The 24,887-nt window shown below is 72.0% G+C and carries 22 protein-coding genes; 7 read left to right on the top strand and 15 right to left on the bottom strand.

The genetic code is table 11. The annotated features are described in order from the left end of the window. Window positions 1-123 precede the first annotated feature (123 nt). Window positions 124-756, bottom strand: a complete 633-nt coding sequence (locus IE267_RS36930; RefSeq protein ID WP_189766260.1) for a mycothiol-dependent nitroreductase Rv2466c family protein — start codon at window positions 754-756, stop codon at window positions 124-126. Between the two features lie 124 nt (window positions 757-880). Between IE267_RS36930 and IE267_RS36925 the strand changes: the two genes are divergently transcribed. Further along, window positions 881-1,732, top strand: a complete 852-nt coding sequence (locus tag IE267_RS36925; protein ID WP_189766259.1) for an aldo/keto reductase — start codon at window positions 881-883, stop codon at window positions 1,730-1,732. Here IE267_RS36925 and IE267_RS36920 read toward each other — a convergent pair. From IE267_RS36920 to IE267_RS36900, 5 genes are all read right to left on the bottom strand, one after another. Then, complete coding sequence (locus tag IE267_RS36920; RefSeq protein WP_189766258.1) at window positions 1,720-2,292, bottom strand: DUF1697 domain-containing protein; 573 nt, start codon at window positions 2,290-2,292, stop codon at window positions 1,720-1,722. The two genes, IE267_RS36925 and IE267_RS36920, sit on opposite strands and share 13 nt — an antisense overlap. 89 nt (window positions 2,293-2,381) lie before the next feature. Next, a complete protein-coding gene (locus IE267_RS36915; protein ID WP_167152680.1) occupies window positions 2,382-3,587 on the bottom strand; it encodes a S8 family peptidase in 1,206 nt (401 codons plus the stop codon). Window positions 3,588-3,887: 300 nt separating this feature from the next. Beyond that, a complete protein-coding gene (locus IE267_RS36910) occupies window positions 3,888-5,198 on the bottom strand; it encodes an ABC transporter substrate-binding protein (protein ID WP_189766257.1) in 1,311 nt (436 codons plus the stop codon). Further along, window positions 5,198-6,037, bottom strand: coding sequence for a carbohydrate ABC transporter permease (locus IE267_RS36905; RefSeq protein ID WP_189766256.1), 840 nt, complete (start codon window positions 6,035-6,037; stop codon window positions 5,198-5,200). Before IE267_RS36905 ends, IE267_RS36910 begins: the two co-directional genes overlap by 1 nt. After that, window positions 6,034-6,993, bottom strand: a complete 960-nt coding sequence (locus IE267_RS36900) for a carbohydrate ABC transporter permease (RefSeq protein WP_189766255.1) — start codon at window positions 6,991-6,993, stop codon at window positions 6,034-6,036. The genes IE267_RS36905 and IE267_RS36900 overlap by 4 nt, the downstream gene beginning before the upstream one ends. Before the next feature lie 127 nt (window positions 6,994-7,120). Between IE267_RS36900 and IE267_RS36895 the strand changes: the two genes are divergently transcribed. Then, complete coding sequence (locus IE267_RS36895; protein WP_189766254.1) at window positions 7,121-8,050, top strand: phosphotransferase enzyme family protein; 930 nt, start codon at window positions 7,121-7,123, stop codon at window positions 8,048-8,050. 40 nt (window positions 8,051-8,090) lie between these two features. On the opposite strand, the gene IE267_RS36890 is transcribed toward IE267_RS36895, so the two are convergent. After that, entirely contained in the window at window positions 8,091-8,813 is a 723-nt protein-coding gene (locus IE267_RS36890) for a 3'-5' exonuclease (RefSeq protein WP_189766253.1), read from the bottom strand. Window positions 8,814-8,922: 109 nt separating this feature from the next. After that, entirely contained in the window at window positions 8,923-10,158 is a 1,236-nt protein-coding gene (locus IE267_RS36885; protein ID WP_167152686.1) for a DUF5919 domain-containing protein, read from the bottom strand. A gap of 325 nt (window positions 10,159-10,483) precedes the next feature. On the opposite strand from IE267_RS36885, the gene glgX reads away from it, so the two are divergent. Further along, window positions 10,484-12,604, top strand: coding sequence for a glycogen debranching protein GlgX (glgX, locus tag IE267_RS36880; RefSeq protein WP_167152687.1), 2,121 nt, complete (start codon window positions 10,484-10,486; stop codon window positions 12,602-12,604). Between the two features lie 99 nt (window positions 12,605-12,703). Here glgX and IE267_RS36875 read toward each other — a convergent pair whose 3' ends face one another. Next, complete coding sequence (locus tag IE267_RS36875) at window positions 12,704-13,969, bottom strand: MFS transporter (protein WP_229861641.1); 1,266 nt, start codon at window positions 13,967-13,969, stop codon at window positions 12,704-12,706. An 81-nt stretch (window positions 13,970-14,050) separates the two neighbouring features. Between IE267_RS36875 and treY the strand changes: the two genes are divergently transcribed. Then, on the top strand, window positions 14,051-16,420 hold the full coding sequence (gene treY, locus IE267_RS36870; RefSeq protein WP_189766252.1) for a malto-oligosyltrehalose synthase: 2,370 nt from the start codon (window positions 14,051-14,053) through the stop codon (window positions 16,418-16,420). Here the strand turns inward: treY and IE267_RS36865 are convergent. The 3 genes from IE267_RS36865 to IE267_RS36855 all read right to left on the bottom strand — a co-directional run bounded on the left by IE267_RS36865 (window position 16,380) and on the right by IE267_RS36855 (window position 18,402). Next, window positions 16,380-17,420, bottom strand: coding sequence for a cytochrome P450 (locus IE267_RS36865; RefSeq protein ID WP_189766251.1), 1,041 nt, complete (start codon window positions 17,418-17,420; stop codon window positions 16,380-16,382). The genes treY and IE267_RS36865 overlap by 41 nt on opposite strands. A 79-nt stretch (window positions 17,421-17,499) precedes the next feature. Continuing rightward, a complete protein-coding gene (locus tag IE267_RS36860) occupies window positions 17,500-17,763 on the bottom strand; it encodes a hypothetical protein (protein WP_189766250.1) in 264 nt (87 codons plus the stop codon). Between the two features lie 81 nt (window positions 17,764-17,844). After that, complete coding sequence (locus IE267_RS36855) at window positions 17,845-18,402, bottom strand: DUF1707 and FHA domain-containing protein (RefSeq protein ID WP_189766249.1); 558 nt, start codon at window positions 18,400-18,402, stop codon at window positions 17,845-17,847. Between the two features lie 190 nt (window positions 18,403-18,592). On the opposite strand from IE267_RS36855, the gene IE267_RS36850 reads away from it, so the two are divergent. Together IE267_RS36850 and treZ are read left to right on the top strand one after the other, a co-directional pair. Further along, window positions 18,593-19,546: a GNAT family N-acetyltransferase gene (locus IE267_RS36850; protein ID WP_189766248.1), complete on the top strand. Its 954-nt coding sequence runs from the start codon at window positions 18,593-18,595 to the stop codon at window positions 19,544-19,546. Window positions 19,547-19,619: 73 nt separating this feature from the next. Next, the gene (gene treZ / locus IE267_RS36845) at window positions 19,620-21,359 is read left to right on the top strand and encodes a malto-oligosyltrehalose trehalohydrolase (protein WP_189766247.1); all 1,740 of its coding nucleotides are present in this window, start codon (window positions 19,620-19,622) and stop codon (window positions 21,357-21,359) included. A gap of 66 nt (window positions 21,360-21,425) precedes the next feature. Here treZ and IE267_RS36840 read toward each other — a convergent pair whose 3' ends face one another. From IE267_RS36840 to IE267_RS36830, 3 genes are all read right to left on the bottom strand, one after another. Continuing rightward, the gene (locus tag IE267_RS36840; protein WP_189766246.1) at window positions 21,426-22,556 is read right to left on the bottom strand and encodes an aminopeptidase P family protein; all 1,131 of its coding nucleotides are present in this window, start codon (window positions 22,554-22,556) and stop codon (window positions 21,426-21,428) included. 87 nt (window positions 22,557-22,643) lie between these two features. Further along, window positions 22,644-23,597 (bottom strand): DUF1444 domain-containing protein, encoded by a 954-nt coding sequence (locus tag IE267_RS36835; RefSeq protein WP_161245678.1) that lies wholly within the window; start codon window positions 23,595-23,597, stop codon window positions 22,644-22,646. Window positions 23,598-23,638: 41 nt separating this feature from the next. Further along, a complete protein-coding gene (locus IE267_RS36830) occupies window positions 23,639-24,271 on the bottom strand; it encodes a nucleoside/nucleotide kinase family protein (RefSeq protein ID WP_189766245.1) in 633 nt (210 codons plus the stop codon). Window positions 24,272-24,352: 81 nt separating this feature from the next. On the opposite strand from IE267_RS36830, the gene IE267_RS36825 reads away from it, so the two are divergent. Beyond that, entirely contained in the window at window positions 24,353-24,745 is a 393-nt protein-coding gene (locus IE267_RS36825; protein WP_189766244.1) for a VOC family protein, read from the top strand. The last annotated feature ends 142 nt before the right edge of the window (window positions 24,746-24,887 follow it).

Genomic DNA, 24,887 nt, shown 5'->3' with positions numbered 1-24,887 from the left:
GGCGGCTTGCGGGTGCGCGACTTCCGTCACCCACGTGGGGGGCAAGCGGATGCGACTGTATGTCCGGTTCTCCACCATGAGGGGCGGGATTGGGGCCGACACCCGTGCGCGACGGAACGCACCTCAGTCGAACCGCAGCGATCCCGTCCGGGCCCGCTTCAGCTCGAAGAAGTCCGGGTACGCCGCGATCGTCCGCACGCTGTCGAAGAGCCGGGCCGCCTCTTCGCCGCGCGGGATCGAGCTGAGCACCGGACCGAAGTAGACCTTGCCGTCGAGGTGCATGGTCGGGGTGCCGACGTACCCGTCCTCGGCCGGGTCCTTGCCGGCGTCGTGGCTGAGCCGCACCGCCTCGTCGTACGCCGGGTCGTGGGCGGCACGGGCCAGCGCGGCGGGGAGCCCGAGTTCGGCCAGGGCCTCGGCGACCACCACGTCGAAGTCCTGGTTCCCGTCCTGGTGGATGCGGGTGCCGAGGGCGGTGTAGAGGCCGCGCAGCACCCCGGCGCCGTGCTCTTGGGCCGCCGCGACGGCGACCCGGACCGGCCCGATGGACCGGTCGACCAAGTCCCGGTACCAGTCGGGCAGTTCATTGCCGATGTTGTGCAGATACAGGCTCATCGGCCGGAATCTCAGCTCGATGTCCCGGTGCCGCTCCACCTCCAGCATCCAGCGCGAGGTGATCCAGGCGAAGGGGCAGGCGGGGTCGAAGTAGAAGTCGACGGCGGTGGGCTGCGCGGGCGCGTTCACGGTATCGGTCATGGCCCGACCCTAGCCCGGCATTGGCCCCCGGTCGTGGGCCATTGAGTCCTGGTGAGGATGGGCCAATCCCGACCCCTCGACCCCTGTCGCCCGACGGCGTGAACCCGTCCGGTACCGTCCCCGCATGAACCCCGAGACCTTCCTCCTGGGCGGGGACCGACCGGTGCGGCGTCTCGGCTTCGGCACCGCGCAGCTCACCGGCCCCGGCTACTGGGGCCCGCGCGGCGAGCGATCGGACGCACTGGCCGTGCTGCGCCGCGCGGTCGAGCGGGGTGTCACGCTGATCGACACCGCCGACAACTACGGCCCGGACCTGGCCGAGGAACTCGTCGCGGAGGCCCTCCACCCCTACCCGGCCGATCTGGTGATCGCCACCAAGGGCGGGGTCGTGCGCACCAGCGACAGCGCCTGGCACATCGAGGGACGACCCGAGCGGCTCCGGGCGATGTGCGAGGCGAGCCTGCGGCGGCTGCGCGTGGAGACCATCGACCTGTACCAGCTGCACCGGCTCGACCCCGACGTGCCGATGGCCGAACAACTGGGCGCGCTCGCCGAGTTGAGGCGGGAGGGCAAGATCCGGCACATCGGCCTCGACAGCATCACCCCCGAACAGCTGACCCGGGCACTGCCGCTGGCCCCCATCGCCTCCGTACAGAACCGCTTCAACCTGCTGGACCGGGGGTCGCAGGCGGTCCTCGACCTCTGCCAGAAGCGCGGTATCGCCTTCCTGCCCTGGTTCCCGCTGGCCAACGGCGCGCTCACGGGGGACGCGGCGGCCGCGCTCGACGAGATCGCCCGTCGCCACCGGGCGAGCAGGAGCCAGATCGCCCTGGCCTGGCTGCTGCACCGCTCGCCCGTCCTGTGCCCGACGCCCGGCACCGGGTCGGTCGGCCACCTGGACGAGAATCTGCGCGCCGCCCACGTCGCGCTCTCCGAGGACGAGTCGAAGGTGCTCGACGCCCTTCAGCCCGCCTGAGCGGACCCTTCGTCCCGCGTCATCTCGACGAGCGCCTTCACGGTGTTCCAGTTCCGGGAGGTCGCGTCGATGCCCTTCAGCAGCCCGGGCCGGGACAGTGCGGCGCCCAGTTGTGAGGTGCCGAGGCCTCCGGGCGCGTACAGATAGAGCACCTGGTCGCCGAGGCGGAACTCCTCGGGTAGGTAGGCGGCCGGGTCGATGGAGGCGAACCGCTCCGCGGTGACGGCCGGACCGGCGAAGAAGGTGGCGTGCAGCTGCTTGCCGGCCAGCTCCTCGGCCGGGAAGGGGCAGGACTCCAGAACGGACCGCAGGTAGCGGCCGCTGCGGACCATGACGGCGACGCCGAAGCCGAAGTGCTTCTCGATGGCGGCCGCCAGCTCCGCGGCGAGGGCGTCCTGGTCGCGGGAGGCGCTGGTGAAGACGGCGTTGCCGCTGTTGAGATAGGTCTTCACCCGGCCGTGGCCCAGCTCTTCCAGGATGCTCCGGAGCTCGGCCATGGGAACTTTCCTGTTGCCGCCCACATTGATGCCGCGCAGCAGAGCGGCGTACGTCGTCGTCATGCGCCCACAGTAGGGCCCACGGCAGGACGGCCTCCGCGCCCCGTGGGGGACGGGCGCGGAGGCCGTCGTTCAGCGCTGCCGGGCGGTGTCTACTCGACGACCTTCAGCAGCTTGTTCGGGGTGCCCGGACTCGCGTTGGAGATCTTGTCGGCCGTAGCGCCCTTGGTGAGGGCGTCGGAGACCTGGGCGGGGGTGGCGTCCTTGTGCCCGGACAGATAGACCGCCGCGGCGCCGACGACGTGCGGGGTCGCCATGGACGTGCCGGAGATGGTGTTGGTGGCCGTGTCGCTGGTGTTCCAGTCGGAGGTGATGTCCGATCCGGGGGCGTAAAGATCCACCACGGAGCCGAAGTTGGAGAAGTCGGACTGCTGGTCGTCCTTGGTTGAGGAGGCGACGGTGATGGCCTCCTTGACGCGGGACGGCGAGCCGCTGCCCGCGTCCGCGGACTCGTTGCCGGCCGCGACACCGAAGGTGACCCCGGAGGCGATCGCCTTCTGGACGGCCGCGTCGAGCGCCGGGTCGGCGGTTCCGCCGAGGCTCAGATTGGCGACGGAGGGGCCCTTGTGGTTCTTGGTGACCCAGTCGACGCCCGCGACGACCTGGTCGGTGCTGCCGGAACCCTGGCTGTCGAGGACCCGCACCGCGACGATCTTCGCCTTCTTGGCCACGCCGTGCTCGGCGCCCGCGATGGTGCCCGCGACGTGTGTGCCGTGGCCGTTGCCGTCGTCGGCCTTGTCGTTGTTGTCGACCGCGTTGAAGCCGTAGGAGGCCCGGCCGCCGAAGTCCTTGTGGGAGATGCGGACTCCGGTGTCGATGACGTACGCGGTGACGCCGTCGCCCGCGCTGTCCGGATAGCTGTACTTGCCGTCGCCCGCGGTGGCGCTCTGGTCGATCCGGTCCAGGCCCCAGGACGGCGGGTTCGCCTGTTCCGCGTTGATGTGGAACTTCTTGTTCTGGACGACCGTGCCGACGGACGGGTCCGCCGCGAGCCGCTTGGCCTCGGTCTGCGTGAGCCCGTCGGCGGAGAAGCCGTTGAGCGAGGAGGAGTAGTCGCGCTTGAGCTTGCCGCCGTATTCCTCGGCGAGCTTGCGCTTGGAGTCGGGCGTGGCCGACTTGTCCAGCAGGACGATGTAGCTTCCGTCGACCGCGTCCTTGGCGTCGAGTCCGTAGACCGCGCCTTCGGCGGGGGCGGCTCCGGCGAACGAGGAGCCCAGCGTGGTCAGTCCGGCGGTCGCCACCACGGCGGCTATGCCGGCGGTGAGTTTGGTCCTGCTCGCGCGCTTGTGAGTTGCCATGAAGAGGGGTCTCCTCGTCACTATGTGTGGGGGGTTCGCCTACCGGAAGGAAACTTTCCGGGGCTGGTTCGAAACCCTTGCCGATTGACGCGCGCAGATCAAGGACTTCATACGGCTGTGACTTAGCCAACAAGGTTTCGTAATGCGAAAACCATGCAGGGACGCACAACTGGGACGTTATGGAGGGCCGGTGGACACTCTGCGTGAAGCCGACCCGTTCCCACATCGCTCAAGTAGCCTGATTTCAGGTGGCATTGACCGACCGTTCGGCGCCCCCAGCCGCGCAGCACCGCCCGGCCGTCAGCGCCGATAGCGCGCGAGCACCCGGTTTCCGTCCTCGACCAGGCGCTTCTTCAGCTCGGCCGCGTCGATGGCCCCGCTGTAGTACTCCTGCAGGGCGGGGGTGGCGACCTTGTCCTTCCACTCCGGGTAGCCCCGCACCGACTGTGCGGGGGCCGAGCGCAGATGCGGAGCGAGTGCCGCGCCCGTCGCCCAGCCGTCCTCGACGGTGCCCAGGGCCGGGTCCTTGAGCGCCTCCGTTCCCGTCGGCAGCATCCAGTCGCCCTTGGCCAGGCGCACCATGTTCGCGGGGCCCAGCAGGAAGTCGACGAACTCGGCCGCCTCCTTCTTGTGCGGGCTGTCCCGGGCAACCGACAGGGTCTGCGGACTGACGCCCTGATCCAGGCCCGCGCTGCCGGCCGGCGCGGGCAGCACCGTCCACTCGAAGCCGGGCGGCGCCTGCTGCACGATCTGCTGGCGGTAGGAGAATCCGAGCGGCACCATCGCGTACTTGCCCCCGAAGAAGCCGGGCAGCGTGTCCGAGCCGCCCATGCCGAGGGTGGTACGGGCGGCGCTCCTGTCGGTGTTCACCTGGGCGTTGACGGTGTCGGGGACGACCGCGTCGCCCGCCGTGAACTCCACCTTCGCCCTCCCCTCCCCGTCACGCGTGAAGAGCCGCCCGCCCGCGGAGAGGCCCAGGTTGAGCGTGACCGAGACGGGCTCCTTGAGCGGCCAGGCCACCCCGTACTTCCCGTTCCCGCTCAGCTTCTTCGTCACCTGCCTGAACTCGGCCCAGGTCCAGGGCCGTTCGGGGGTCGCGATGCGGACCCCGGAGGCTTTGAGGATCTTCGCGTTGGCGATCAGCACCCTCGGCTCCTGGAGGAACGGGACCCCGTACACCCCCTTCCCGAAGGTGGTCGTCTGCCAGCTCCGCGCCGGGATGTCGGCCTTGAGCCGCGGCGGCAGCAGGCCGCTCAGGTCCGCGAGGTAGCCGCCGTAGGCGAAATCGGCCAGGTCGTCGGAGGCGTCGTGGATGACGTCCGGCGCCTCACCGCCCTCGAAGGCGGTGAGCAGCTGGTCGTGGACGGTGTCCCAACTGCCCTGTACGTACTGGACCTGGACGGCGGGGTGCGTCGCGTTCCACTCCTCGACCAGGGCCTTCGTGGCATCGACGGACTCCTTCTGCCAGGCCAGGGACTGGAAGCGGAGCCGGACGACCCCCTGGGCGTCCGAGCTCCCGCCGGAGCATCCGGTGAGCAGCGACAGCAGGAGCACGAGGGCCGCCGCCACGCTCAACAGGCCGGTGTGCGGCCCCTGTTCATCCTTCCGCATCAGCTCTTCACCGCCCCGGTCAGCATGCCGCCGGTGATCCGCCGCTGGATGACCGCGAAGATCACCAGGGAGGGCAGGGTGGCGAGGAAGGCGGCCGCGGCGAGCGGCCCGAGGTCAGCGACGCCTTCCGCGCCGAGGAAGTGGGTGAGGACGACGGGCAGCGTCTGCTTCTCGGGGGTCTTGAGGAGTACGAGCGCGAAGAAGAACTCGTTCCACGCCGTGATGAAGGCGAAGAGCGCGGTGGCCACGATGCCGGGGGCGAGCAGCGGCGCGGTGACCGAGACGAGGGTGCGAAGGCGTCCCGCGCCGTCGACGGCTGCCGCCTCCTCCAGCTCGGCGGGCACGGCGCGTACGTATCCGTTCAGCATCCAGAGCGCGAAGGGCAGCGACCACACCACGTACACCATGACGAGACCGCCGACCGAGTTGATCGCGTGCAGGTCCTTCAGGACCAGGAAGAGCGGAATGATCAGCAGCACGAACGGGAACGCCTGGCTGATCACCACCCAGCCGGTGGCGGCGGCCGCGAGCCGGCCCCGGTGGCGGGCCATGACGTAGGCCATCGGCGTGGCGATCAGCACCGCGATCACGGCGGCGGAGACGGCCGCGACCAGACTGTTCAACCCGGCGTGCAGCAAGGGCTGTTCGTCGAAGCCCTGGCGGAAGTTGTCGAGCGTGGGGTGGCGCGGAATCCAGGTCGGATGGAGTGAGCCCAGCTCGCGCGGCGACTTGAAGGCGGTGGAGATCAGCCAGAGGAAGGGGAAGGCGAGGAAGGCGAGATAGCCGAGGAGTGCCAGGTACTGCCCCGTCCGGCCCCATGCCCTTGTACGCGTGCTCACGTGTCCCTCCCTTCGTTGATGCGGCCCACCAGGAAGAGGGCGAGACAGGCGGCGATCACGGCGACCATCACACAGCCCATGGCGGCCGCATACCCGAACTGGCCGTAGCGGAAGGCCTCTTCATAGGCGAAGAGCATGGGGAGTCGGGTGCGGCCGCCCGGGCCGCCGTTGGTCAGGACGTAGACCAGGGCGAAGGAATTGAAGTTCCAGATGAAATTGAGCGCCGTGATCGCGAGGGCCACCGGTTTCAGGGCGGGCCAGGTGACGGTGCGGAACCGGCGCCAGGCGCCGGCGCCGTCGATGGCGGCGGCCTCGTGCAGCTCGCGCGGGGTGTTCTGCAGCCCGGCGAGGAGCGCGACCGTCGTCTGGGGCATGCCGGCCCAGACGCCGACCAGGATCACGGCGGGCAGCGCGGTGGCGAGGCCGGTCAGCCAGTCGTGGCCGCCGCCGAGCCCCAGGGTGCGCAGCGTCTCGTTCAGGATGCCCGCGTCCGGCTGGTAGACGAGGCGCCACATGATGCCGACGACGACCTCGGGCATCGCCCAGGGGATGATCGCGAGCGCCCGGGCCAGCCAGCGCAGCCGGAGCTTCTGGTTCAGGAGCAGGGCGAGGCCGAGGGCGAGCAGGAACTGGGGCACGGTGACGCCGGCCGCCCACAGCAGGCCGATCCGGAACGACTCCCAGAACAGCCCGTCGTGCACCAGATCACGGAAGTTGAGCAGCCCCACCCAACGGGTGGCGGTGGTGCGGCCGGACTGGGAGTCGGTGAAGGCCAGCGCGATGCCGTACAGCAGGGGCCCCACGCTGAGCACCAGAATGGGCAGGAGGGCCGGGAGCACGAGGAACCAGGCGCCACCGGCGTGCCCGCCCCCGCTCCTGTTTCTGTCCCGTCCGCCGGTGCGTCTGTTCGTCGGCTCTGTGGTGGCTGACCGCGCACCCGCGGTCGCTGATGTCACCTTTTCAACCCCTTTGTCCAGTAAGGCCGAACAGCCTCCGTCATCGTGCTGACGGTCCGTCCGTTCGTCAAGACGACCTGCGCGAATGCAAGACTTGCCCGGAACAGACGATCACCGGGAGACATCTATGGACGAGGCACGGGCACGCGAACTGCTGGCCGCGACGGCGCTGGACGGTCCCGGCGGTCCTGCCGGAACCGTGGCCGCCGAGCTGCTGGCCCTGGGCGAGAACGCCGTCTTCGCCCTGCCCGGCACGAACACCTATACCGGCACCGGCACCGGCACCGGGCACGGCCTGGTCGTCAAGGTCGGCCGCGACGCCACGCGCCACCCGGAACTCCTGGAGCGCGCCGAGCGTGAGGTCGCCGTCGCGACCTGGCTCGCCGAGGCCGGTGTGCCCGCGGTCCGGGCCGCCGAGCCGAAGCCCCGGCTCGTCGAGGGCCACCCGGTGACCGTGTGGCACCGGCTGCCCGCGGCCGAACGTCCGGCCACGCCCGCCGATCTGGCCGTACTGCTCCGGCGCGTCCACGCCCTGCCGCCGCCCGCCTTCCCGCTGCCGCGCCGCGAACTGCTGGGCGGGGTCGAGCGATGGCTAGACCTGGCCGGCGAGGCGATCGACCCGGCGGACGCCGCGTATCTGCGCGCCCGCAGGGACGGCTTCGCCGAGGCGGCCGCCGCGCTCACCCCGCATCTTCCCGTCGGTCCCATCCACGGCGATGCCCTCCCCCGCAATGTGTACATCGGCCCCGAAGGGCCGGTCCTGGTCGACCTGGAGACCTTCTCCGCCGACTTCCGTGAGCACGACCTGGTCGTGATGGCGCTCTCGCGCGACCGGTACGGGCTGCCCGCCGAGCAGTACGACGCGTTCGTCGGCGCCTACGGCTGGGACGTACGCGAGTGGGACGGCTGCGCCGTTCTGCGCGGTGCGCGCGAGACGGCCAGCTGCGCCTGGGTCGCCCAGCACGCTCCGGCCAACCCCAAGGCACGCGACGAGTTCCGCCGCCGGGTCGCCTCGCTGCGCGACGAGGACGCCGAGGTGCGCTGGTACCCCTTCTGAGCGCGGGGGGCGGGCCGGGCCGCCGCCACGGCGGGCGGGCTCAGCCGTGGGCCGGAGTCAGTTCGCGCAGCGGCCAGGAGCCGTCGATCACCGCGTCCGTGGTGCCCTTCGCGCGCAGGAACTGCTGGAAGTCGGCCGCCCAGTCGGCATACCACTGGATCTGACGGGCATGCAGCTCCGCCGGTTCGAGCCGCGCCACCTGGGGGTGGCGCTCGGCTATCGCCATCGCCACCCGGGCCGCCGCCAGCGCGTCGGCCCCCGCGTCGTGCGCCGACTCCAGGACCACTCCGTACTCGGCACACACCGCTTCCAGGGTGCGCTTGCCCTTGCGGTAGCGGTCCACCGAGCGGTCGATCGTGTACGGATCGACGACCGGGCCTATCGGCGCGCCCCCCAGCCGCTCACTGAGCGACGGCAGTTGGTGGCGGCGCAGCTCGGCGGCGAGCAGCGTCAGGTCGAAGGCCGCGTTGTAGGCGACCACCGGCACGCCCAGACGCCAGTGGGCGGCGAGGGTCTCGGCGACCTCGTCGGCCACCTCGGCCGCGGGGCGGCCCTGCGCCGCCGCGTGTTCACTGCTGATCCCGTGGACCGCGGAGGCCTGCGCCGGAATCCGTATCCCCGGATCCGCGAGCCAGCCGCGCTGCCCGACCACACCGGCGCCCCGCACTTCGACGATCGCCGCCGTCACGATGCGGGCCTCGCGCGGCTCGGTGCCGGTCGTCTCCAGGTCGAACCCGACCAGCGGTTCCAGGTGCCAGCTCATGGTGCTGCCCCTCCTTCGTGGTGCTTTCCCCCAGTTGACGACCACCCTCGCACGCGCCACTGACAATCGGCCGGGCGGCCGGAATCCGCCGGGGACTTCCCACCATGAATCAGGACACTGGGCGCGAATCAACCCATACCGATTCGAATTCCTCGCGATAGGTCTCGAAGAGGCCGTGCTCCACGTCCTGGCCCGGTCGCACCACGCCCCGCCGGCCCCCGCCGCGCAGGACGAGCACCGGCGCTTCCATCCCCCGGGCACGGCGCAGATAGGACTGGACGACCGCGAGGCCGTCCGCCCCGTCGCCGTCCACGAGGTAGGCGGTGAAGCGCGGGGTCTCGTCGAAGACCTGGATCTCGAACGCCCCCGGGTCGCGCAGCGCCGTCCGCACCCGGCGCATGTGCAGGATGTTCATCTCCACCGACCTGCTCAACTCGCCCTTCTTCAGGCCGAGTTCACGCTCGCGCCGCTTGACCGCGCTGCTCGCCGGGTTGAGGAAGAGCAGCCGGACGCGGCAGCCGGTCTCGGCGAGCCGCACCAGACGGCGGCCCGAATAGTTCTGCACGAGCAGATTGAGGCCGATGCCTATCGCGTCCAGGCGCCGGGCGCCGCCGAAGAGGTCCTCGGCGGGCAGCTGGCGCTGGAGGCGCACCCGGTCGGAGTGCACGGAGACGACATCGGCGTACCGGTCGCCGACCAGGTCCTCGACGGCGTCGATGGGCAGACGGTGCGCGGCGGGGGCACCGCCGGCGCCGCCGAGCACGTCCAGGAGCCGCGCCGAGGCCCGCTCGGCCTGGGCGAGCACGGCCTCGTTCAGGGCCCGGTTGCGGGAGACGACGTTGCGGGCCACCTCCAGCTCGTCCAGGGCGAGTTCGACATCGCGCCGGTCGTCCACGTACGGCTCGAAGCAGGGCCAGTGCTGCACCATCAGCTCCCGCAGCTGCGGGAGCGTGAGGAAGCTGAGCACGTTGTCGTCGGCGGGGTCGAGCAGATAGCCCTTGCGGCGCGAGACCTCGCGCACCGCGACGGCCCGCTGCACCCACTCCTGGCCGGCCGGTCCCGCCGCGGCGACCACCCAGTCGTCGCCGTGGACCGGTTCGTAGATCGGCCGGAGCACGGCGGCCACCACGGCGCGCAGCCGCTGCTCCACCAGGTTCAGCCAGATGTAGGCGCGCCCGGCCCGCTGCGCGCGCGTACGCACCTCGCTCCAGGCGTCCGCGCCCCAGTCCAGCTCCGCCCCGATCTCCATCGGACGCGCCAGGGATACCGCTCCGGGCGGGATGTCGCCGGACTCCCCCTCATGACCCGTGTCACCAGGGGGCAGCTCAAGGCCTCCCGAGCTCACCCACGCACCGCCTTCCGCCCCCGGCACACCCCTGCGGGCCCGGCCCGCCCCCGCACGCCCTTCAACGATCAAGGAAGGGTACTCCGGGAGCAGGAGGCGCTGCAGCCGGATCACGCGTCGAGTTTGCCAACTGGCCCGAGGATACGGCCTGTTCTGATGGGCACTATCTGACGGGGTGAGCGGATTCATAGCGCTTGCGCCGCGTCGGCCGGACCCGGGTCACCCATTGGCGCACGCGGACGTCCCGGGTGACGGTCGTTTTTTCGGGGAGGATCTGGCCGAACAGCCCTCCAGTAACCCGAGTGGAAGTGGAAGAGTCTTGCCCATGCAGGTGTGGCCGGGACAGGCTTACCCACTCGGCGCCACGTACGACGGCGCCGGGACCAATTTCGCGGTCTTCTCCGAGGCCGCCCGTCGGATCGAGTTGTGCCTGCTCCACGACGACGGCTCGGAGACGGCCGTCGAACTGCGCGAGTCCGACGCGTTCGTACGCCATGCCTATCTGCCCGGTGTGCTGCCGGGCCAGCGGTACGGCTTTAGGGTGCACGGACCGTACGAGCCCCAGCACGGGCATCGCTGCAACTCGGCGAAGCTGCTCCTCGACCCCTACGCGCGGGCCATAAGCGGCCAGGTCGAGTGGAACGAGGCGGTGTACGGCTACCACTTCGGGCGGCCCGACAGCCGCAACGACCTGGACTCGGCGCCGCACACGATGGCCTCGGTGGTGGTGAACCCCTTCTTCGACTGGGGCGACGACCGGCCGCCCCGCACCGACTACCACCACACCGTCTTCTACGAGGCCCACGTCAAGGGCCTCACCATGCTCCACCCGGAGCTCCCGCCGGAGCAGCGCGGCACCTATGCCGCGCTGGCGCATCCGGCGATCATCGACCACCTCACCCAACTCGGCGTCACCGCTCTTGAGTTGATGCCGGTGCACCAGTTCGTCAACGACCACCGGCTCGCCGACGCCGGGATGTCCAACTACTGGGGCTACAACACCATCGGCTTCTTCGCCCCGCACAACGCGTACGCCTCCTGGGGCGACCGCGGCCAGCAGGTCCTGGAGTTCAAGCAGGCGGTGCGGGCGCTGCACGAGGCGGGCATCGAGGTGATCCTGGACGTCGTCTACAACCACACGGCGGAGGGCAACCACCTCGGCCCCACGCTCTCCTTCCGGGGCCTGGACAACGCGCAGTACTACAGACTGGCCGACGACGCGCGCTACTACGAGGACACCACCGGCACGGGCAACAGCCTGCTCATGAGGTCCCCGCACGTCCTCCAGCTGATCATGGATTCGCTGCGCTACTGGGTGACCGAGATGCACGTGGACGGCTTCCGCTTCGACCTCGCGGCGACACTGGCACGTCAGTTCCACGAGGTCGACCGGCTCTCGTCCTTCTTCGACCTGGTCCAGCAGGACCCGGTGGTCAGCCAGGTCAAGCTGATCGCCGAGCCGTGGGACGTCGGCGAGGGCGGCTACCAGGTGGGCAACTTCCCGCCGCTGTGGACGGAGTGGAACGGCAAGTACCGCGACACCGTGCGGGACTTGTGGCGCGGCGAGCCGCGTACGCTCGCCGAGTTCGCGGGGCGCCTCACCGGCTCGTCCGACCTCTACCAGGACGACGGGCGGCGGCCACTGGCCTCCATCAACTTCCACACCTGCCACGACGGGTTCACCCTCAACGACCTCGTCTCCTACAACAACAAGCGCAACGACGCCAACGGCGAGGGAAACCGGGACGGCGAGAGCCACAACCGGTCCTGGAACTGCGGTACGGAGGGCCCCACCGACGACGCCGGGGTGACGGAGCTGCGCGCCCGCCAGATGCGGAACTTCATCGCCACCCTGATGCTGTCGCAGGGCGTGCCGATGATCAGCCACGGCGACGAGTTCGCCCGCACCCAGCAGGGCAACAACAACGCGTACTGCCAGGACACCGAGCTGTCCTGGGTGCACTGGCCGGAGCCGGGCGAGGACGTGGACGGCTCGCTCCTCGCGTTCACCCGGGCCATGGTGTGGCTGCGCCGCGACCATCCGGTCTTCCGGCGCAGGCGCTTCTTCCACGGCCGGCCGGTACAGGGCACCCACGACGAGCTCTCGGACATCGCCTGGTTCACGCCCGAGGGCGTGGAGATGGCCGAGGAGGACTGGCAGTCGGCGAGCGCGAAGGCGCTGTCGGTCTTCCTCAACGGCAACGCCATCTCCGAGCCGGGCACCCGCGGCGAGCGGATCGGCGACGACTCGTTCCTGCTGATGTTCAACGCCAGCGCGGAGGACATCGAGTTCGTCGTCCCGGTCAACCACGGCCGGCAGTGGCAGGTGGTCGTGGACACCGCACGTTCCGACGGTGTGCCGCAGGGCGGCGGGCCGAAGGTGACGGGGGGCGAGCGCATCGGCCTGATCGGCCGGAGCATGACCGTGCTGCGGCGGCCCGCCTAGGCCGCGGGCCGCGGCGCCCCCAACCCCCCTGACCCGTGCCGGAGTTCGACTGTCAGGGGGCTCCGGCACAATGGGTCCACGAACGCGGGCCCAGCCCGGTCAGCTGTCGACCGGGGCCCTCGGGTCCACCGTGACGCCGGGTGCGACGGCCTCGACGGTGGTCGCGTCCGGCCGCCCGGAGCCGAGCCCGCGCACGGCCCAGGAGAGCACCGCGCACAGCGCCCCGGCCACCACCATGACGGCGAACGCGGCGACCGCCCCGTGGTCCTGCGCGAGCCGCCCCGACAGGGCGAGCGCCAGAGCCTGGCCGCCGACGACACCGCTCGTCAGGAACGCCATGGACTCGGCGAGCCGCCCTGCCGGAACCAGCCGTTCCGTCAGTCCGAACACGGTGATCAGATGGGGCGCGTACGCCACCCCGAGCACGGTCACCGTGACGTACAGGCCGAGCAGGGTGTGGACGAACAGCAGCGGCACCGAGAGCACGACGAGTGCCGAGGTGGCGATCCGCCAGCGGGCCAGCGGGGCGAGCCGCTCGGGGACGGCGACCATGGCGAGTCCCGCGGCCGCGCTCATCACCCCCATCGCCGCGTACACGAGCCCGGTCTGCGAGGGCCGGCCGAGCTCGCCCGTCAGCGCCGTGATGCCGGCCTGGGACGCGCCGAACATGGCGCCCTGCAGCACCATCGTGACGCGCAGCGCGTGGACCGCGCCGGGCAGCCGGCCGCGGGGCGTCCCGGTGCGCTCGGCCGCGGTCATCTGACGCGCCGTCGGATGGAGGGCGAAGGCCGTGCCGCAGACGGCGAGCAGGGCCGCCGCCGCGAGCAGGGCGGCGGCCGGCTGGGCGAGGGCGGCCGCCAGGCCCACCAGGGCCGGGCCGAGGACGAACGAGATCTCGTCCAGGGTGCCCTCGAAGGACAGCGCGCCGGCCACGGTCCGCTCGTCGGCGCCGGCCCGGTGCGCCAGGGCGACGGTCCTGCTCCGGGCGAGCGGGCCAACCTGCGGCACGCTCGCCCCCGCGAGGGCACCGAGCAGGGCGAGCGGGCCGGTCGGAAGACGGGCGAGCGCGGCGAGCACCAGGCCGGTCACCGCGGCGGCGTTGACGATCGCCGCTGCGAGCACCACGGTGCGCTGGCCGTACCGGTCGGCGGCGCGTCCCAGGAGCGGGCCCGCCACGGTCTGCCCGGCGGCGAGCGCGCCGCCGGCGAGCCCGGCCGTCGCCAGGCTGCCGCTGGTCTCGGCGACCAGGAGGACGCTGCCGAGCTGGCACATGGCCGTCGGCAGCCGCCCGAGGAAGGAGATCACGGGAAGCAGCGGACCGGTCAGGTTGAGCACGTTGCGATAGGTCTGCAGGGATCCGGCCATCAGGCGAAGCTAACGCGGCCGACCGGGGCATACGCATGGGCCGAAGGCACAGAAGCCGTCCGACGGGGTACGTACGTTCATATGACCCAGCTGACCCAGCCCATCGCGACTTACCGGCTCCAGCTCCAGCCCGGGTTCCCGTTCGCCGCCGCCGAGGGGGCACTGCCCTACATCGCCGGTCTCGGTGTCTCCCACGTTCATCTGTCCCCGGTCCTGGAGGCCGTGCCCGGCTCCACCCACGGATACGACGTCACCGACCACGCCAAGGTCCGCGAGGAGCTGGGCGGCGAGTCCGGTCTGCGCCAACTGGCCGCGCGGGCACGGGAGTTCGGTCTCGGCCTGATCCTCGACATCGTGCCGAACCACATGTCGGCCGCCGCGCTCCACAACCGCCGACTGTGGGACGTGCTGCGCGCGGGCCCCGCCTCGCCCTACGCCTCGTGGTTCGACATCGACTGGGAAGGGGGCGACGGACGGGTCCTGCTGCCGGTGCTCGCCGGCCCGCTGGGATCAGAGCTGGACCGTCTGACGGTGGAGGGCGACGTACTGCGCCATGGCGAGCAGCGCTTCCCCCTGCGGGAGGGCACGGCGGGCCTGCCGCTGGCGGATCTGCTCGACGCGCAGTTCTACCGGCTCGGCTGGTGGCGCCTGGCCAGGACCGAGCTCAACTACCGGCGCTTCTTCACCATCGCGGAGCTGATCGGCGTCCGGGTGGAGGACGAGGCCGTCTTCGCCGCGACGCACGCCAAGATCCTGGAGCTGGTCGCCGACGGCGTGGTGGACGGGCTGCGGGTCGACCACCCGGACGGCCTCGCGGACCCGGAGGCGTATCTGCGCCGGCTGAACGAGGCGACGGGCGGCCGCTGGACGGTCGTCGAGAAGATCCTCACCGGCGACGAGCGGCTGCAGGCCGGCTGGGCCGTCGCCGGGACGACCGGGTACGACGCACTGCGCCACATCGACGGCCTGTTCACGGACCCGGAGGGCACGGCCCGACTCCAGTCCCAGTACCGGGAGTTCACCGCGGTGAGCGGGGACCGGGGCGGGCGCTGGGAGCCTACGGTGCGCCGCGCCGCCTACCGCGTCCTGACCCATGAGCTGGTGGCCGAGACCGAATACCTGGTGCGTCTGGCCGGCCGGATCTGTGCGAGCGGTGGCCCCGAGCTGCGCGACCACGCCCCGTGGGCGCTGCGGCTCGCCCTGCGCGAGCTCCTGGTCCGCGTCCCCGTCTACCGCCCCTATCGCTTCGGGGCGGAGCTGGTGCTTCCGGCATCGGCGGCCCTGGAGGCGAAGGCGGCCTTCCCGGTCCCGGAGGAGTCGGCGGCGGTGGACGTGGTGCGGGACCTGGCGCTCGGCAAGCTGGGCGAGGACGCCGACCGGGCCCGCTTCCGTACCCGTTTCGCGCAGACGTCGTCGGCGCTGCACGCCAAGTCGGTCGAGGACACCGCCTTCTACCGCTACACGCCGCTGCTGTCGGTCAACGAGGTGGGCGGAGACCCTGGGCGGCCCTCGGTCGACCCGACCGAATTCCACGCGTTCTGCACCCATCTCGCCCGGGACTGGCCGGCCACCGGAACCGTCCTGTCCACCCACGACACCAAGCGCAGCGCGGAGGTACGGGCCCGCATCGCGGTGCTCTCCGAGTGCCCCCAGCGATGGGCGGAGCTGCTCGACCGGCTCGGCGACGGGCCCGGCGCCCCGGCGCCCGATGCGCATCTCGCCTGGGTCGCCTGGCAGACCTCGGTCGGGCTCGGCGGGCTGCCGGAGCGGGAGCGGCTCGAAGGGGCGCTGCTCAAGGCGGTGCGCGAGGCGGGCCTGCACACCTGCTGGACGGAACAGGACCCCGGCTACGAGAAGGCCGTGAGCGACTTCGTCGCCGCGGGGCCGGGCGATGAACCGGCCACACACGTACGGGAGTTCACGCGGGAGACCGAGGCCGCCGCACGGGCCAACAGCCTCGGCGCGGCGCTGCTGCATCTGACCATGCCGGGCGTGCCTGACCTCTACCAGGGCACGGAGGCCGAGTACGCGGCCCTGGTCGACCCGGACAACCGCCGCCCGGTCCGGTTCGAGGCGGCCGCCCTGGCCGAGCCCGGCGACAAGCTGCGGGTGACCCTGGCGGCCCTGCGGCTGCGCCGTGAACTCCCCGCCGCCTTCGGCGAATCCGCGACGTATGAGCCGCTGACCGCACGCGGCCCCCGCGCCGGGCACTGTGTGGCGTTCAGCCGCTCGGGCGAGGTGGTGACGGCGGTGACCCGGCTCTCGCTGCGCCTCGCCGAGGCGGGCGGCTGGGCCGGGACGGAGCTGGTTCTGCCCGATGGCCGGTGGGTCGACGTCATCGGTGGTGAGAGGCAGTTCGGCGGCGCAGTGCCGCTGGACGAGCTGTTCGCCGAGCGGCCGGTGGCCCTGCTCAGGAGGGCCGTACCAGCAGGCGGTGCGGGGCCCGGGTGAGCAGGCCGCTCTCGGCCGGGTCGAAGGCGTCCGCCGCGCGCAGGCCCGGCATGGCGGTGAGCAGCGCGTCGACCGCGCACTCCGCCTGGAGCTCGGCGACCCGCGCGGCCGGGCAGTCGGCGGGCCCCAGAGCGAGGGCGCCGGGGGCGGCGCGGTGCAGATCGAAGCGGTCGGGGTCGGCGAACCGGCCGGGGTCGCGGTTCGCGGAACCGACGAGCAGGGCGACGGCCGCCCCGGCCGGGACGGTACCGCCGGATATCGCGAGGTCCCGGGTGGCCCTGCGCAGCACCACATGGACCGGCGGATTGCGCCGCAGGGACTCCTCCCAGGCCTGCCCCGTCAGCGCCGGCACCGCCCGTATCAGCGCCAACTGCTCCGGGTGCGCCAGGAGGTTGGCCAGGAGCGAGGCGAGGGCCCGGCCGGTGAGCACCGCCTGGTCGGCGCAGCGCGCGGCGAGCAGGGCGACGCCGGTGCCGCCCCGGCCGCGGCCCAGGTCGGTGGCCGCGGGGGCCTTCGCGCGGCTGCGGGTGGGGGCCGATCCGGCGCGGCCCATCACGGCCGCGTAGGACAGGCCGGTCGCCGCGGCGATGGTGCCGGTCGGCAGCCACCGGCAGAACTCCTCGACGAGGTCGGCCTCCCGGCGCCCGGCGAGCCGGCGGGCCAGCACATAGGCGGTGCGAGCACACACCTCGCGCAATAGCGCGAAGGCGCTCTCCGGCGCGGCGTACTCCTGTGCGCAGCGCACCGTCCCCGGCCCGCAGCAGGACCCCCGGCGCGGCCCGGCGAGCCCGCGGCCGGCGAGCGCGGGAGCGGCATCCGCGTACCGGCTGATCAGCCAGGCCTCAAGCCGGGGGTCCCAGAGCAGGGGGTGTTCCTCGCGCAGGGTCCGGTAGAAGGCGTACGGGTCGTGGCGGGCTGCTGCGCCGAGCAGCGAGAGCGTGCCCTGCGGGGTGCCGGGCCCGGGGGCCGCGGCCGTCCCGGCCGGCTCGACCGTCGTCATGGCGCGCCTCCCGGTCGGCGCCCGAGGGGCGCGGTCGCGGCCCCGCGGTGGTGCCGTCCGCCGGGCCCGGTGACTGCTCTCAGCGGACCACTTCGGCGGGGCCGTCGCGATCCGCGTTCGGCCGTACGGGTGAGATCCCGCCCCTCCCGTACGGCGCCGACCGGTGCAGCAGTTCGGTGGACGCCGCCGCGGCGCCGGCGAGCTCGACCCGCGAGAGCACGGTCGGGGCCCGCTTCCAGGAGGAATCGACGGAGGCCGTCTCGCGGCCCCGGATGCTGCCGGGCGGGGCTTCGCCACCCCGGCCGACCGGGCCCGTCCGCAGACGGCGGTACCCGGCATCCACGTGGTCGTCACCAGCATGCACCAGCAGCGCGCGAGGCCAACTCCCGTCAGACGTACGGAGGTTGGTCCGCCCGCAACCGCCTCAGTGGTTGGCGAGCCGGAAGGACATCCGGCCGAAGCTGACCTGGTCGCCGTCGGCCACGGCCACGACCCCCGTCACCCGGCGCCCGTTGACACAGGTCCCGTTGGTGGAGCCGAGGTCGCGCAGCTGCCACGTCCCGGCCTGGAAGAGGAGTTCGGCGTGCACCCGCGACACCGTCTCGTGGCTCAGGCGCAGCCCGTTGGCCGGGTCGCGCCCGATCCGCAGCGGGTAGGGGCCCGGCGCGGGGAAGAGGAGTTTGGGCAGCCGCTCGCTCTGCCAGGCCCGACGCAGCGACACGGAGAACTCCGACACCCGGCTGACCGCGCCGAACACGGCCCTGGTCCAGCGGTTGCCGCCCTGCTCCAGATCGGCGGTGAGCACGATCAGTTCGTCGGAGCGGCGGGCGGCCAGGGCCAGCTCCATGCGGCGCAGGAACGTGTCGTGCGACAGCTTGCCCTCGGCCGCACCCTCCCGCAGTACGTCCAGCACCCGGTCGCGCTCCGCGTCGGAGAGCCGCGCGGGCGCCGAGGAGGTCTGGGACTCGAAGGAGGGCGTCACACCGGCGATTGTCCTTCCCCGGCACCGGACGTGTCCAGCAGAAGGCTTCCCTCCTCGGCGGGCCACCGTCCCCGGGTGCCCCACCGCTGACCTGCGTCGCGGAGGCACCGGTCGCCAAATCCCCTTGCCCGGCCGCCCACCTGCGCTGTTAGGGTCCCCCAACTCGTACCACCACCGTGGGGACCCTCTCTTGACGAACAACGCGTCGGACACGAACTACCGTCCGCTCGCCAGGCCCGAAGAACTCGGGCTCTTCCAGCAGCTCTCCTACGTCCTCGACCACGAGGTCGAGGACGATCTGACGACCGGCCGCCGCATACCGGAATGGATGTGGGTGGCCGTGCGGGGCGACCGCGTACTCGCCCGCCTCTCCTGGTGGACCGGCGCCAAGGGCGCGGCGCCGGAGGCCCTCGACTTCTTCGACGTCGACGACTCGCTGCCCCCGGCCGAGCGGCACGAGATCGGGCTGCGCCTCCTGGAGACCGCGACCGCGGCGGTGGTGCCCGCGGGCACGGAACGCCCCGAGTACGGCCGGTTCCTGCCCGGCGACTGGCGCGAGGACCCCGCCGCCCGGGAGGTCGTCGAGACCCGGCTGAACATCGTGGCGGCCTCGGGCGCGACCCCGCTCGTCGAGCGGCTGCGCCTGGAGTGGCGGCCGGGAACCCCGCTCCCGCAGGCCTCCACCCGGCTCACGTTCCGCCCGGCCACCGACCGCGAGGAACTCATCTCCCTGATGACCCTCGTCGTGGAGGGCTCGCTCGACGAGCACACCCGCGCGGAACTGCTCACCATGAGCCCGCGCGAGTCGGCGGAGCTCATGTACGAGGAGGAGTTCGAGAGGTACCGCACCCCGCGCGCATGGTGGCGGATCGCCGAACTCCGTGAGGGCGGCGGGGCCGTCGGCTTCGTGATCCCCGCCCGCAACAGCTACAACCCGATCATCGCGTACATCGGGGTACTGCCCGCCCACCGCGGCCACGGCTACATCGACGACATCCTGGCCGAGGGGACACGCGTCCTGGCCGAACAGGACGTGCCGCGCATCCGCGCCGCCACCGACCCGCCCAACGTGCCGATGGCCGCGGCGTTCGCCCGTGCGGGCTACGTCGTCTTCGAGCGCGCGATCAACATGGTCTGGAAGTAGTCGGGAATTGCGGGCGTGTCCCCCTCGTCTGTCGCACCATGGTCACAACCGGCCACGACAGGGGGACACGCCAGTGCTGTTCGAAGTGTGGGCACCGCATGCCGACCGGACCGCCCTACTCCTGGAGGGCGCGACCTATCCCATGCGCCCCCATCCGGTGCGCGCCGGCTGGTGGCTGACGGAGGCCGAGGGCCACGCCGGCGACCGGTACGGATACGTCCTGGACGACGGCCCCGTCCTGCCCGACCCCCGCTCGCGCCACCAGCCCGACGGGCCGGACGGCCTCAGCGCCGTCGTGGTCCACGAGACGTTCGCCTGGCAGCAGCCCTGGGAGGGCCGCGCGCTGCAACGGGCCGTCCTCTACGAGCTGCACATCGGCACCTTCACCTCCGAGGGCACCCTCGACGCGGCCGTCCAACAGCTGCCCCATCTGGCCGAGTTGGGGATCACGCACATCGAGCTGATGCCGGTGTGCCCGTTCCCGGGGCGGCACGGCTGGGGGTACGAGGGCGTCTCGCTCTGGGCGGTCCACGAGCCGTACGGCGGGCCCGACGCCCTGAAGCGGTTCGTCGACGCGGCGCACGCGCACGGCCTCGGTGTCGTCCTGGACGTCGTGCACAACCACCTCGGCCCGTCCGGCAACTACCTGCCCGCCTTCGGCCCGTACTTCACGGACACCCACCACACGCCCTGGGGCGCGGCCGTCAATCTGGACGCGCCCGGCTCCGACGAGGTCCGCGCCTTCCTCCTGGAGAGCGCTCTGGCGTGGCTGCGCGACTACCGCCTGGACGGACTGCGCCTGGACGCGGTGCACGCGCTGGCCGACACCCGGGCGTACCCCTTCCTCGAAGAGCTCTCGACGGCCGTGGACGTGCTGGCCGCGGAACTGGGCCGGCCGCTCTTCCTCGTCGCCGAGTCCGACAGCTGCGACCCGCGCACCACCGCGCCGCGCGCCGCGGGCGGTCTCGGCCTCCACGCCCAGTGGAACGACGACTTCCACCATGCCCTGCACACCGCACTCACCGGCGAGTCCCAGGGCTACTACGCCGACTTCGCCCGCGCCCCGCTCTCCGCACTCGCCAAGACCCTCACCCGGGTGTTCTTCCACGACGGCACGTACTCGAGCTTCCGCGGCCGCACCCACGGCCGCCCCGTCGACCGCTCCCGCACCCCCGCCCACCGCTTCTTCGGCTACGCCCAGACGCACGACCAGATCGGCAACCGCGCCCAGGGCGACCGCCTCTCGGCCACCCTGTCGCCCGGCCTGCTCGCCTGCGCGGCGGCGCTGACGCTGACGAGCCCGTTCCCACCGATGCTGTTCATGGGCGAGGAGTGGGGCGCCCGCACCCCCTGGCAGTTCTTCACCGACCACACCGACCCCGACCTCGCCCGGGCCGTACGGGAGGGCAGGCGGCGGGAGTTCACCTCCCACGGCTGGTCCGCCGAGGACATCCCCGACCCGCAGGACCCGGCCACCCGGCAGCGGTCCTGCCTGGACTGGGCGGAGCCCGCGGCCGAGCCGCACGCGCGGCTGCTCGCCTGGTACCGCGAACTCATCGCGCTGCGCCGCGAACGGCCCGACCTGACGGATCCGGACCTCGCGGCCGTCAAGGTCGCCCATGACGAGGAGGCGCGCTGGCTCACCTACCGGCGCGGCGACCTGCGGGTCGTGGTCAACCTCGGCAAGGAGCCCGTCAGGATCAGGCTCGGGGGCGGCGGCCGCATCCTCGCGGCCTGGGAGCCGGTCGAGGCACCGGGCGCGGACGGGCTCGTCCTGATGCCCCCGGAGTCCTGCGCGGTCCTCGGGCGCTGAGGGGGTGGGGGCCTCGCGGGCGCCGACCCCCGCCACCGCCCTCAACTCCCTTGTCGCGACGGCGGGTTACTCGACGATCGCCATGGCGCGGTCGGTGTTGTTGAAACGCCGGGCGCCGTCATCCGTCACGGTGACGATGTCCTCGATGCGGACGCCGAACCGGCCGGGCAGATAGATCCCCGGCTCGATCGAGAAGCACATCCCGGGCACCAGCGGGCGCTCCTCCCCCTCGATCATGTACGGCGGCTCGTGGGTGGTCACCCCGATGCCGTGACCGGTGCGGTGGATGAAGTACTCGCCGTACCCGGCGTCCGCGATCAGCGCGCGCGAGGCCCGGTCGACGTCCTGGCAGGCGGCACCGGGCCGCACCGCGTCGAAGCCCGCCTGCTGCGCCTCGCGCACCACGTCGTGGACGCGCTGCTCCTCGGCGCTGGGCTCGCCGACATGAACGGTACGCGTGGTGTCGGAGCCGTAACCGTGCTTGAGGCCCCCGAAGTCGAGCACCACCATGTCGCCGCGCTCGATCGTGCGGTCCCCGGCCTCGTGATGCGGATTGGCACCGTTGGGCCCCGACCCGACGACGGTGAAGTCCACTTGTGAATGGCCGTACTTGAGGAGCAGCCCGGCCAGATCCGCGGCGACCTCCGTCTCCTTGCGTCCCTCGAAGCGCACCTTCACGATCTCGCCGTACGCCTCGTCGGCCGCGGCTCCCGCCGCAGCCAGGCGCGCCAGCTCGTGCTCGTCCTTGACGGCCCGCAGCATCGGCAGGGCCTCGGTCAGCGACACGTACGAGGTGCCGGGCAGCTCCTTCTGCAGCCCGAGCAGATGCATCGCCCAGGCGTTGTCGCTCACCCCGAAGCGGCCGTCGACATCGAGGAGCGGGGCCGTCACGGTGTACGGGTCCTTGCCGTCGGTCCAGTCCCGCAGGGTCAGGGCGGCGGAGCCGGGCGCGTGCTCGGCGTCGGGTGCCTCCAGGGTCGGCACGACCAGGACCGGCTCCTGCCCGGCGGCCAGCACCAGGACGGTGAGCCGCTCGGTGATCGCGGTCGGCTGGTATCCGGTGAGGTACACGAGGTCGGGACCCGGCGCGACGAGCACGCCGGCCAGTCCGGCGTCGGCGGCGGACTCGGCGGCGCGGGCCATCCGGGCCCGGTAGTCGTCGGCGGTGAAGGGCGCGGGGGCAGGCGTCGTCGGCATGGCCTCATCCTGCCCGTACGCCCGTTGGCACGCGAGTGGATGGGCGCGGCGACCTTCGGACCGCAGCCACCGCGCGGGACCAGGCCGTCACAGTCCGTCCGTCTCGTCGTCGACCAGCTTCTCCAGCAGCTCGCCGAAGTCCTCACCGACGACGATCCGCAGCCCCTCGCCGTCCCGGTCGCTGAGCTGGGTGAGGGTGCCGCCGCGCCACCAGTAGACGTACGGACTGATCGACCCGGGCGTGTCCTCGTAGCCGGAGGCGGCGAACGACGCCATGGCGTTGAGCGCGAGGACCATCCCCGAGTCCCGGATGACGTGGAAGGCGAGCTGGTGCCGGAAGGGCATCGCCACCAGAGCCCCTTCGGGCGGCAGCTCGCGGCCGGTCACCTGGCGAACGACGGCCTCCAGCGCGAGCACCCGGCTGGCCGTGTAGAAGGAGTCGCCGACGACGATGTCGAAGCGCGTCCCGTCGTCGCCCTTGACCGTCTCATGTCCCTCGACGGGCAGTTCCCGAAGGTTGCGCAGGGCCTGTTCCCGCAGATCCGGAACCTTGCCGAGAGGTTCGAGCGCCTCGTCGGTGAGCATCATGACGCTCTCCGGGAGGTCCAGCGCGAGGATCTCGTAGAGGCCGGGCGCGACACTGCGCGCATAGCCGAAGCTCTGCGGATCGAGCCCGTCGCCGCTGATCACCCGCGGGTAGAGCTGGGCCCGGATCTGCTCGGGCGCCATCGTGTCGAGCGCGGAGGGCGCGTCCATGGTGCGCAGCACCATCCCGACGTGTCTGCGGATCAGCTCGGGCCAGACACGCGGACCGCGCGGCTCGTTGTGGCAGACCGCCGCGAGGTTGCCGAGCCCGAACCGCCGGCCGCCGCTGTCCTTCACCGAGTCCGCGTAGACGGTGACCTCCAGGCCCAGCTCGGCAAAGGCCTCCCTGACCACAGCACGAAAGCGGGCGCCCTCGTCGTTCGAGAAGAAGCCGAACTCGGGGTCCCTCGGGACGTCGCTCGCATCCCGCCTGGGGCCTCGTCGGAATATCCCCACGTCTGCTGCCTTCCCCTCGCACGGTCGCCAGAGCTGCGAGCCTACCCAGTGAGCGCGGCGGTGATGACAAGGTCCGCCCGCGCGCGTCCGGTGGCCACCAGAGCGGCGTTGACCTCGTCGGACTCGTCGACCCAGCGCTCCGCGTACGGCCGGGGCCTCCCGTGCCGCACGTGGCGCTCGACGAGTCTGCGCACCCGCTCCCCGTCGGCGAGGTGGAGGTACCAGATCTCGTCGACGAGATCCCTGACCTGAGCCCACGGCCCGTCGTCGTGCAGCAGGTAGTTGCCCTCGGTCACGACGAGCGGCACCTCCGCCGACACGGGGATGCTCCCGGCCAGTGCCTCCTCCAGGGAGCGGTCGAAGTCGGGCGCGTAGACGACCGTGCCGGGCTCGGGCGAGCGCAGCCGCGCGAGGAGCGCGGCATACCCGGCGGCGTCGAAGGTGTCGGGCGCGCCCTTGCGCTCGGTACGTCCCAGCCGTCGCAGCTCGCTGTTGGCGAGGTGGAACCCGTCCATCGGCACGAGGACGGCCTCCCCGTCGAGCCGTGCCACCAACTCCCCCGCCAGCGTGGACTTCCCGGCGCCGGGCGGCCCCGCGATACCGAGGATGCGCCGGCGGCCGGGCACGACGAGGCTGCGGGCGCGCCCGGCGAGCCGGTCGAGGTCGAGATCCATATCCGCATTCTTCCACCAGTGGCCCCACGCATACGTAGTACGTATAACCCTGGTCACCCGCGCGCGTATAACCTGTGGCTCATGCCGCACATCGCACTGATCACTCTCGTCGTGCGCGACTACGACGAGGCCATCGACTTCTACACCCGGGCGCTCGGTTTCGAACTGGCCGAGGACACGGACCGCGGGGACGGTTCGCGCTGGGTTGTGGTCCGCCCGCCGGGCACCACGGGCGGGGCGGCCTCGCTGCTGCTGGCCCGGGCGAAGGACGACGCCCAACTGGCGAGCGTGGGCGCGCAGACGGGCGGCCGGGTCGGTTTCTTCCTGCACACGGAGGACTTCGCGGGCGACCATGCGCGCATGCTGGCGGCCGGCGTCCACTGCCTGGAGGAACCGCGTCACGAGGTGTACGGGTCGGTGGCGGTGTTCGAGGACCTGTACGGGAATCGCTGGGACCTGCTCCAGCCGGCCTAGGCCCGGCCCGGCTGCCCATGGAGGTCGGCCCGGCTCGCCCTTCGGAGGGGCGGGTCCGGCCGGGGTAACCCTTTCCGAACGCGAAAAAGCCCCGCACCGTGACCCGTATTTCTACAGATCATGATGCGGGGCTTTCCCCAAA

This window comes from Streptomyces xanthochromogenes, from assembly GCF_014650455.1.
Lineage (GTDB): Bacteria > Actinomycetota > Actinomycetes > Streptomycetales > Streptomycetaceae > Streptomyces > Streptomyces xanthochromogenes.
Note: the sequence above shows the minus strand (reverse complement) of the source record. Positions and strands in the feature narration are given on the sequence as shown.

Bases quoted from the DNA above. Each gene is read 5' to 3' on its own strand.
- IE267_RS36930 (WP_189766260.1), bottom strand. From the start codon at position 756: ATGACCGATACCGTGAACGCGCCCGCGCAGCCCACCGCCGTCGACTTC.
- IE267_RS36925 (WP_189766259.1), top strand. From the start codon at position 881: ATGAACCCCGAGACCTTCCTCCTGGGCGGGGACCGACCGGTGCGGCGT.
- IE267_RS36920 (WP_189766258.1), bottom strand. From the start codon at position 2,292: ATGACGACGACGTACGCCGCTCTGCTGCGCGGCATCAATGTGGGCGGC.
- IE267_RS36915 (WP_167152680.1), bottom strand. From the start codon at position 3,587: ATGGCAACTCACAAGCGCGCGAGCAGGACCAAACTCACCGCCGGCATA.
- IE267_RS36910 (WP_189766257.1), bottom strand. From the start codon at position 5,198: ATGCGGAAGGATGAACAGGGGCCGCACACCGGCCTGTTGAGCGTGGCG.
- IE267_RS36895 (WP_189766254.1), top strand. From the start codon at position 7,121: ATGGACGAGGCACGGGCACGCGAACTGCTGGCCGCGACGGCGCTGGAC.
- IE267_RS36890 (WP_189766253.1), bottom strand. From the start codon at position 8,813: ATGAGCTGGCACCTGGAACCGCTGGTCGGGTTCGACCTGGAGACGACC.
- glgX (WP_167152687.1), top strand. From the start codon at position 10,484: ATGCAGGTGTGGCCGGGACAGGCTTACCCACTCGGCGCCACGTACGAC.
- IE267_RS36875 (WP_229861641.1), bottom strand. From the start codon at position 13,969: ATGGCCGGATCCCTGCAGACCTATCGCAACGTGCTCAACCTGACCGGT.
- treY (WP_189766252.1), top strand. From the start codon at position 14,051: ATGACCCAGCTGACCCAGCCCATCGCGACTTACCGGCTCCAGCTCCAG.
- IE267_RS36865 (WP_189766251.1), bottom strand. From the start codon at position 17,420: ATGACGACGGTCGAGCCGGCCGGGACGGCCGCGGCCCCCGGGCCCGGC.
- IE267_RS36840 (WP_189766246.1), bottom strand. From the start codon at position 22,556: ATGCCGACGACGCCTGCCCCCGCGCCCTTCACCGCCGACGACTACCGG.
- IE267_RS36830 (WP_189766245.1), bottom strand. From the start codon at position 24,271: ATGGATCTCGACCTCGACCGGCTCGCCGGGCGCGCCCGCAGCCTCGTC.
- IE267_RS36825 (WP_189766244.1), top strand. From the start codon at position 24,353: ATGCCGCACATCGCACTGATCACTCTCGTCGTGCGCGACTACGACGAG.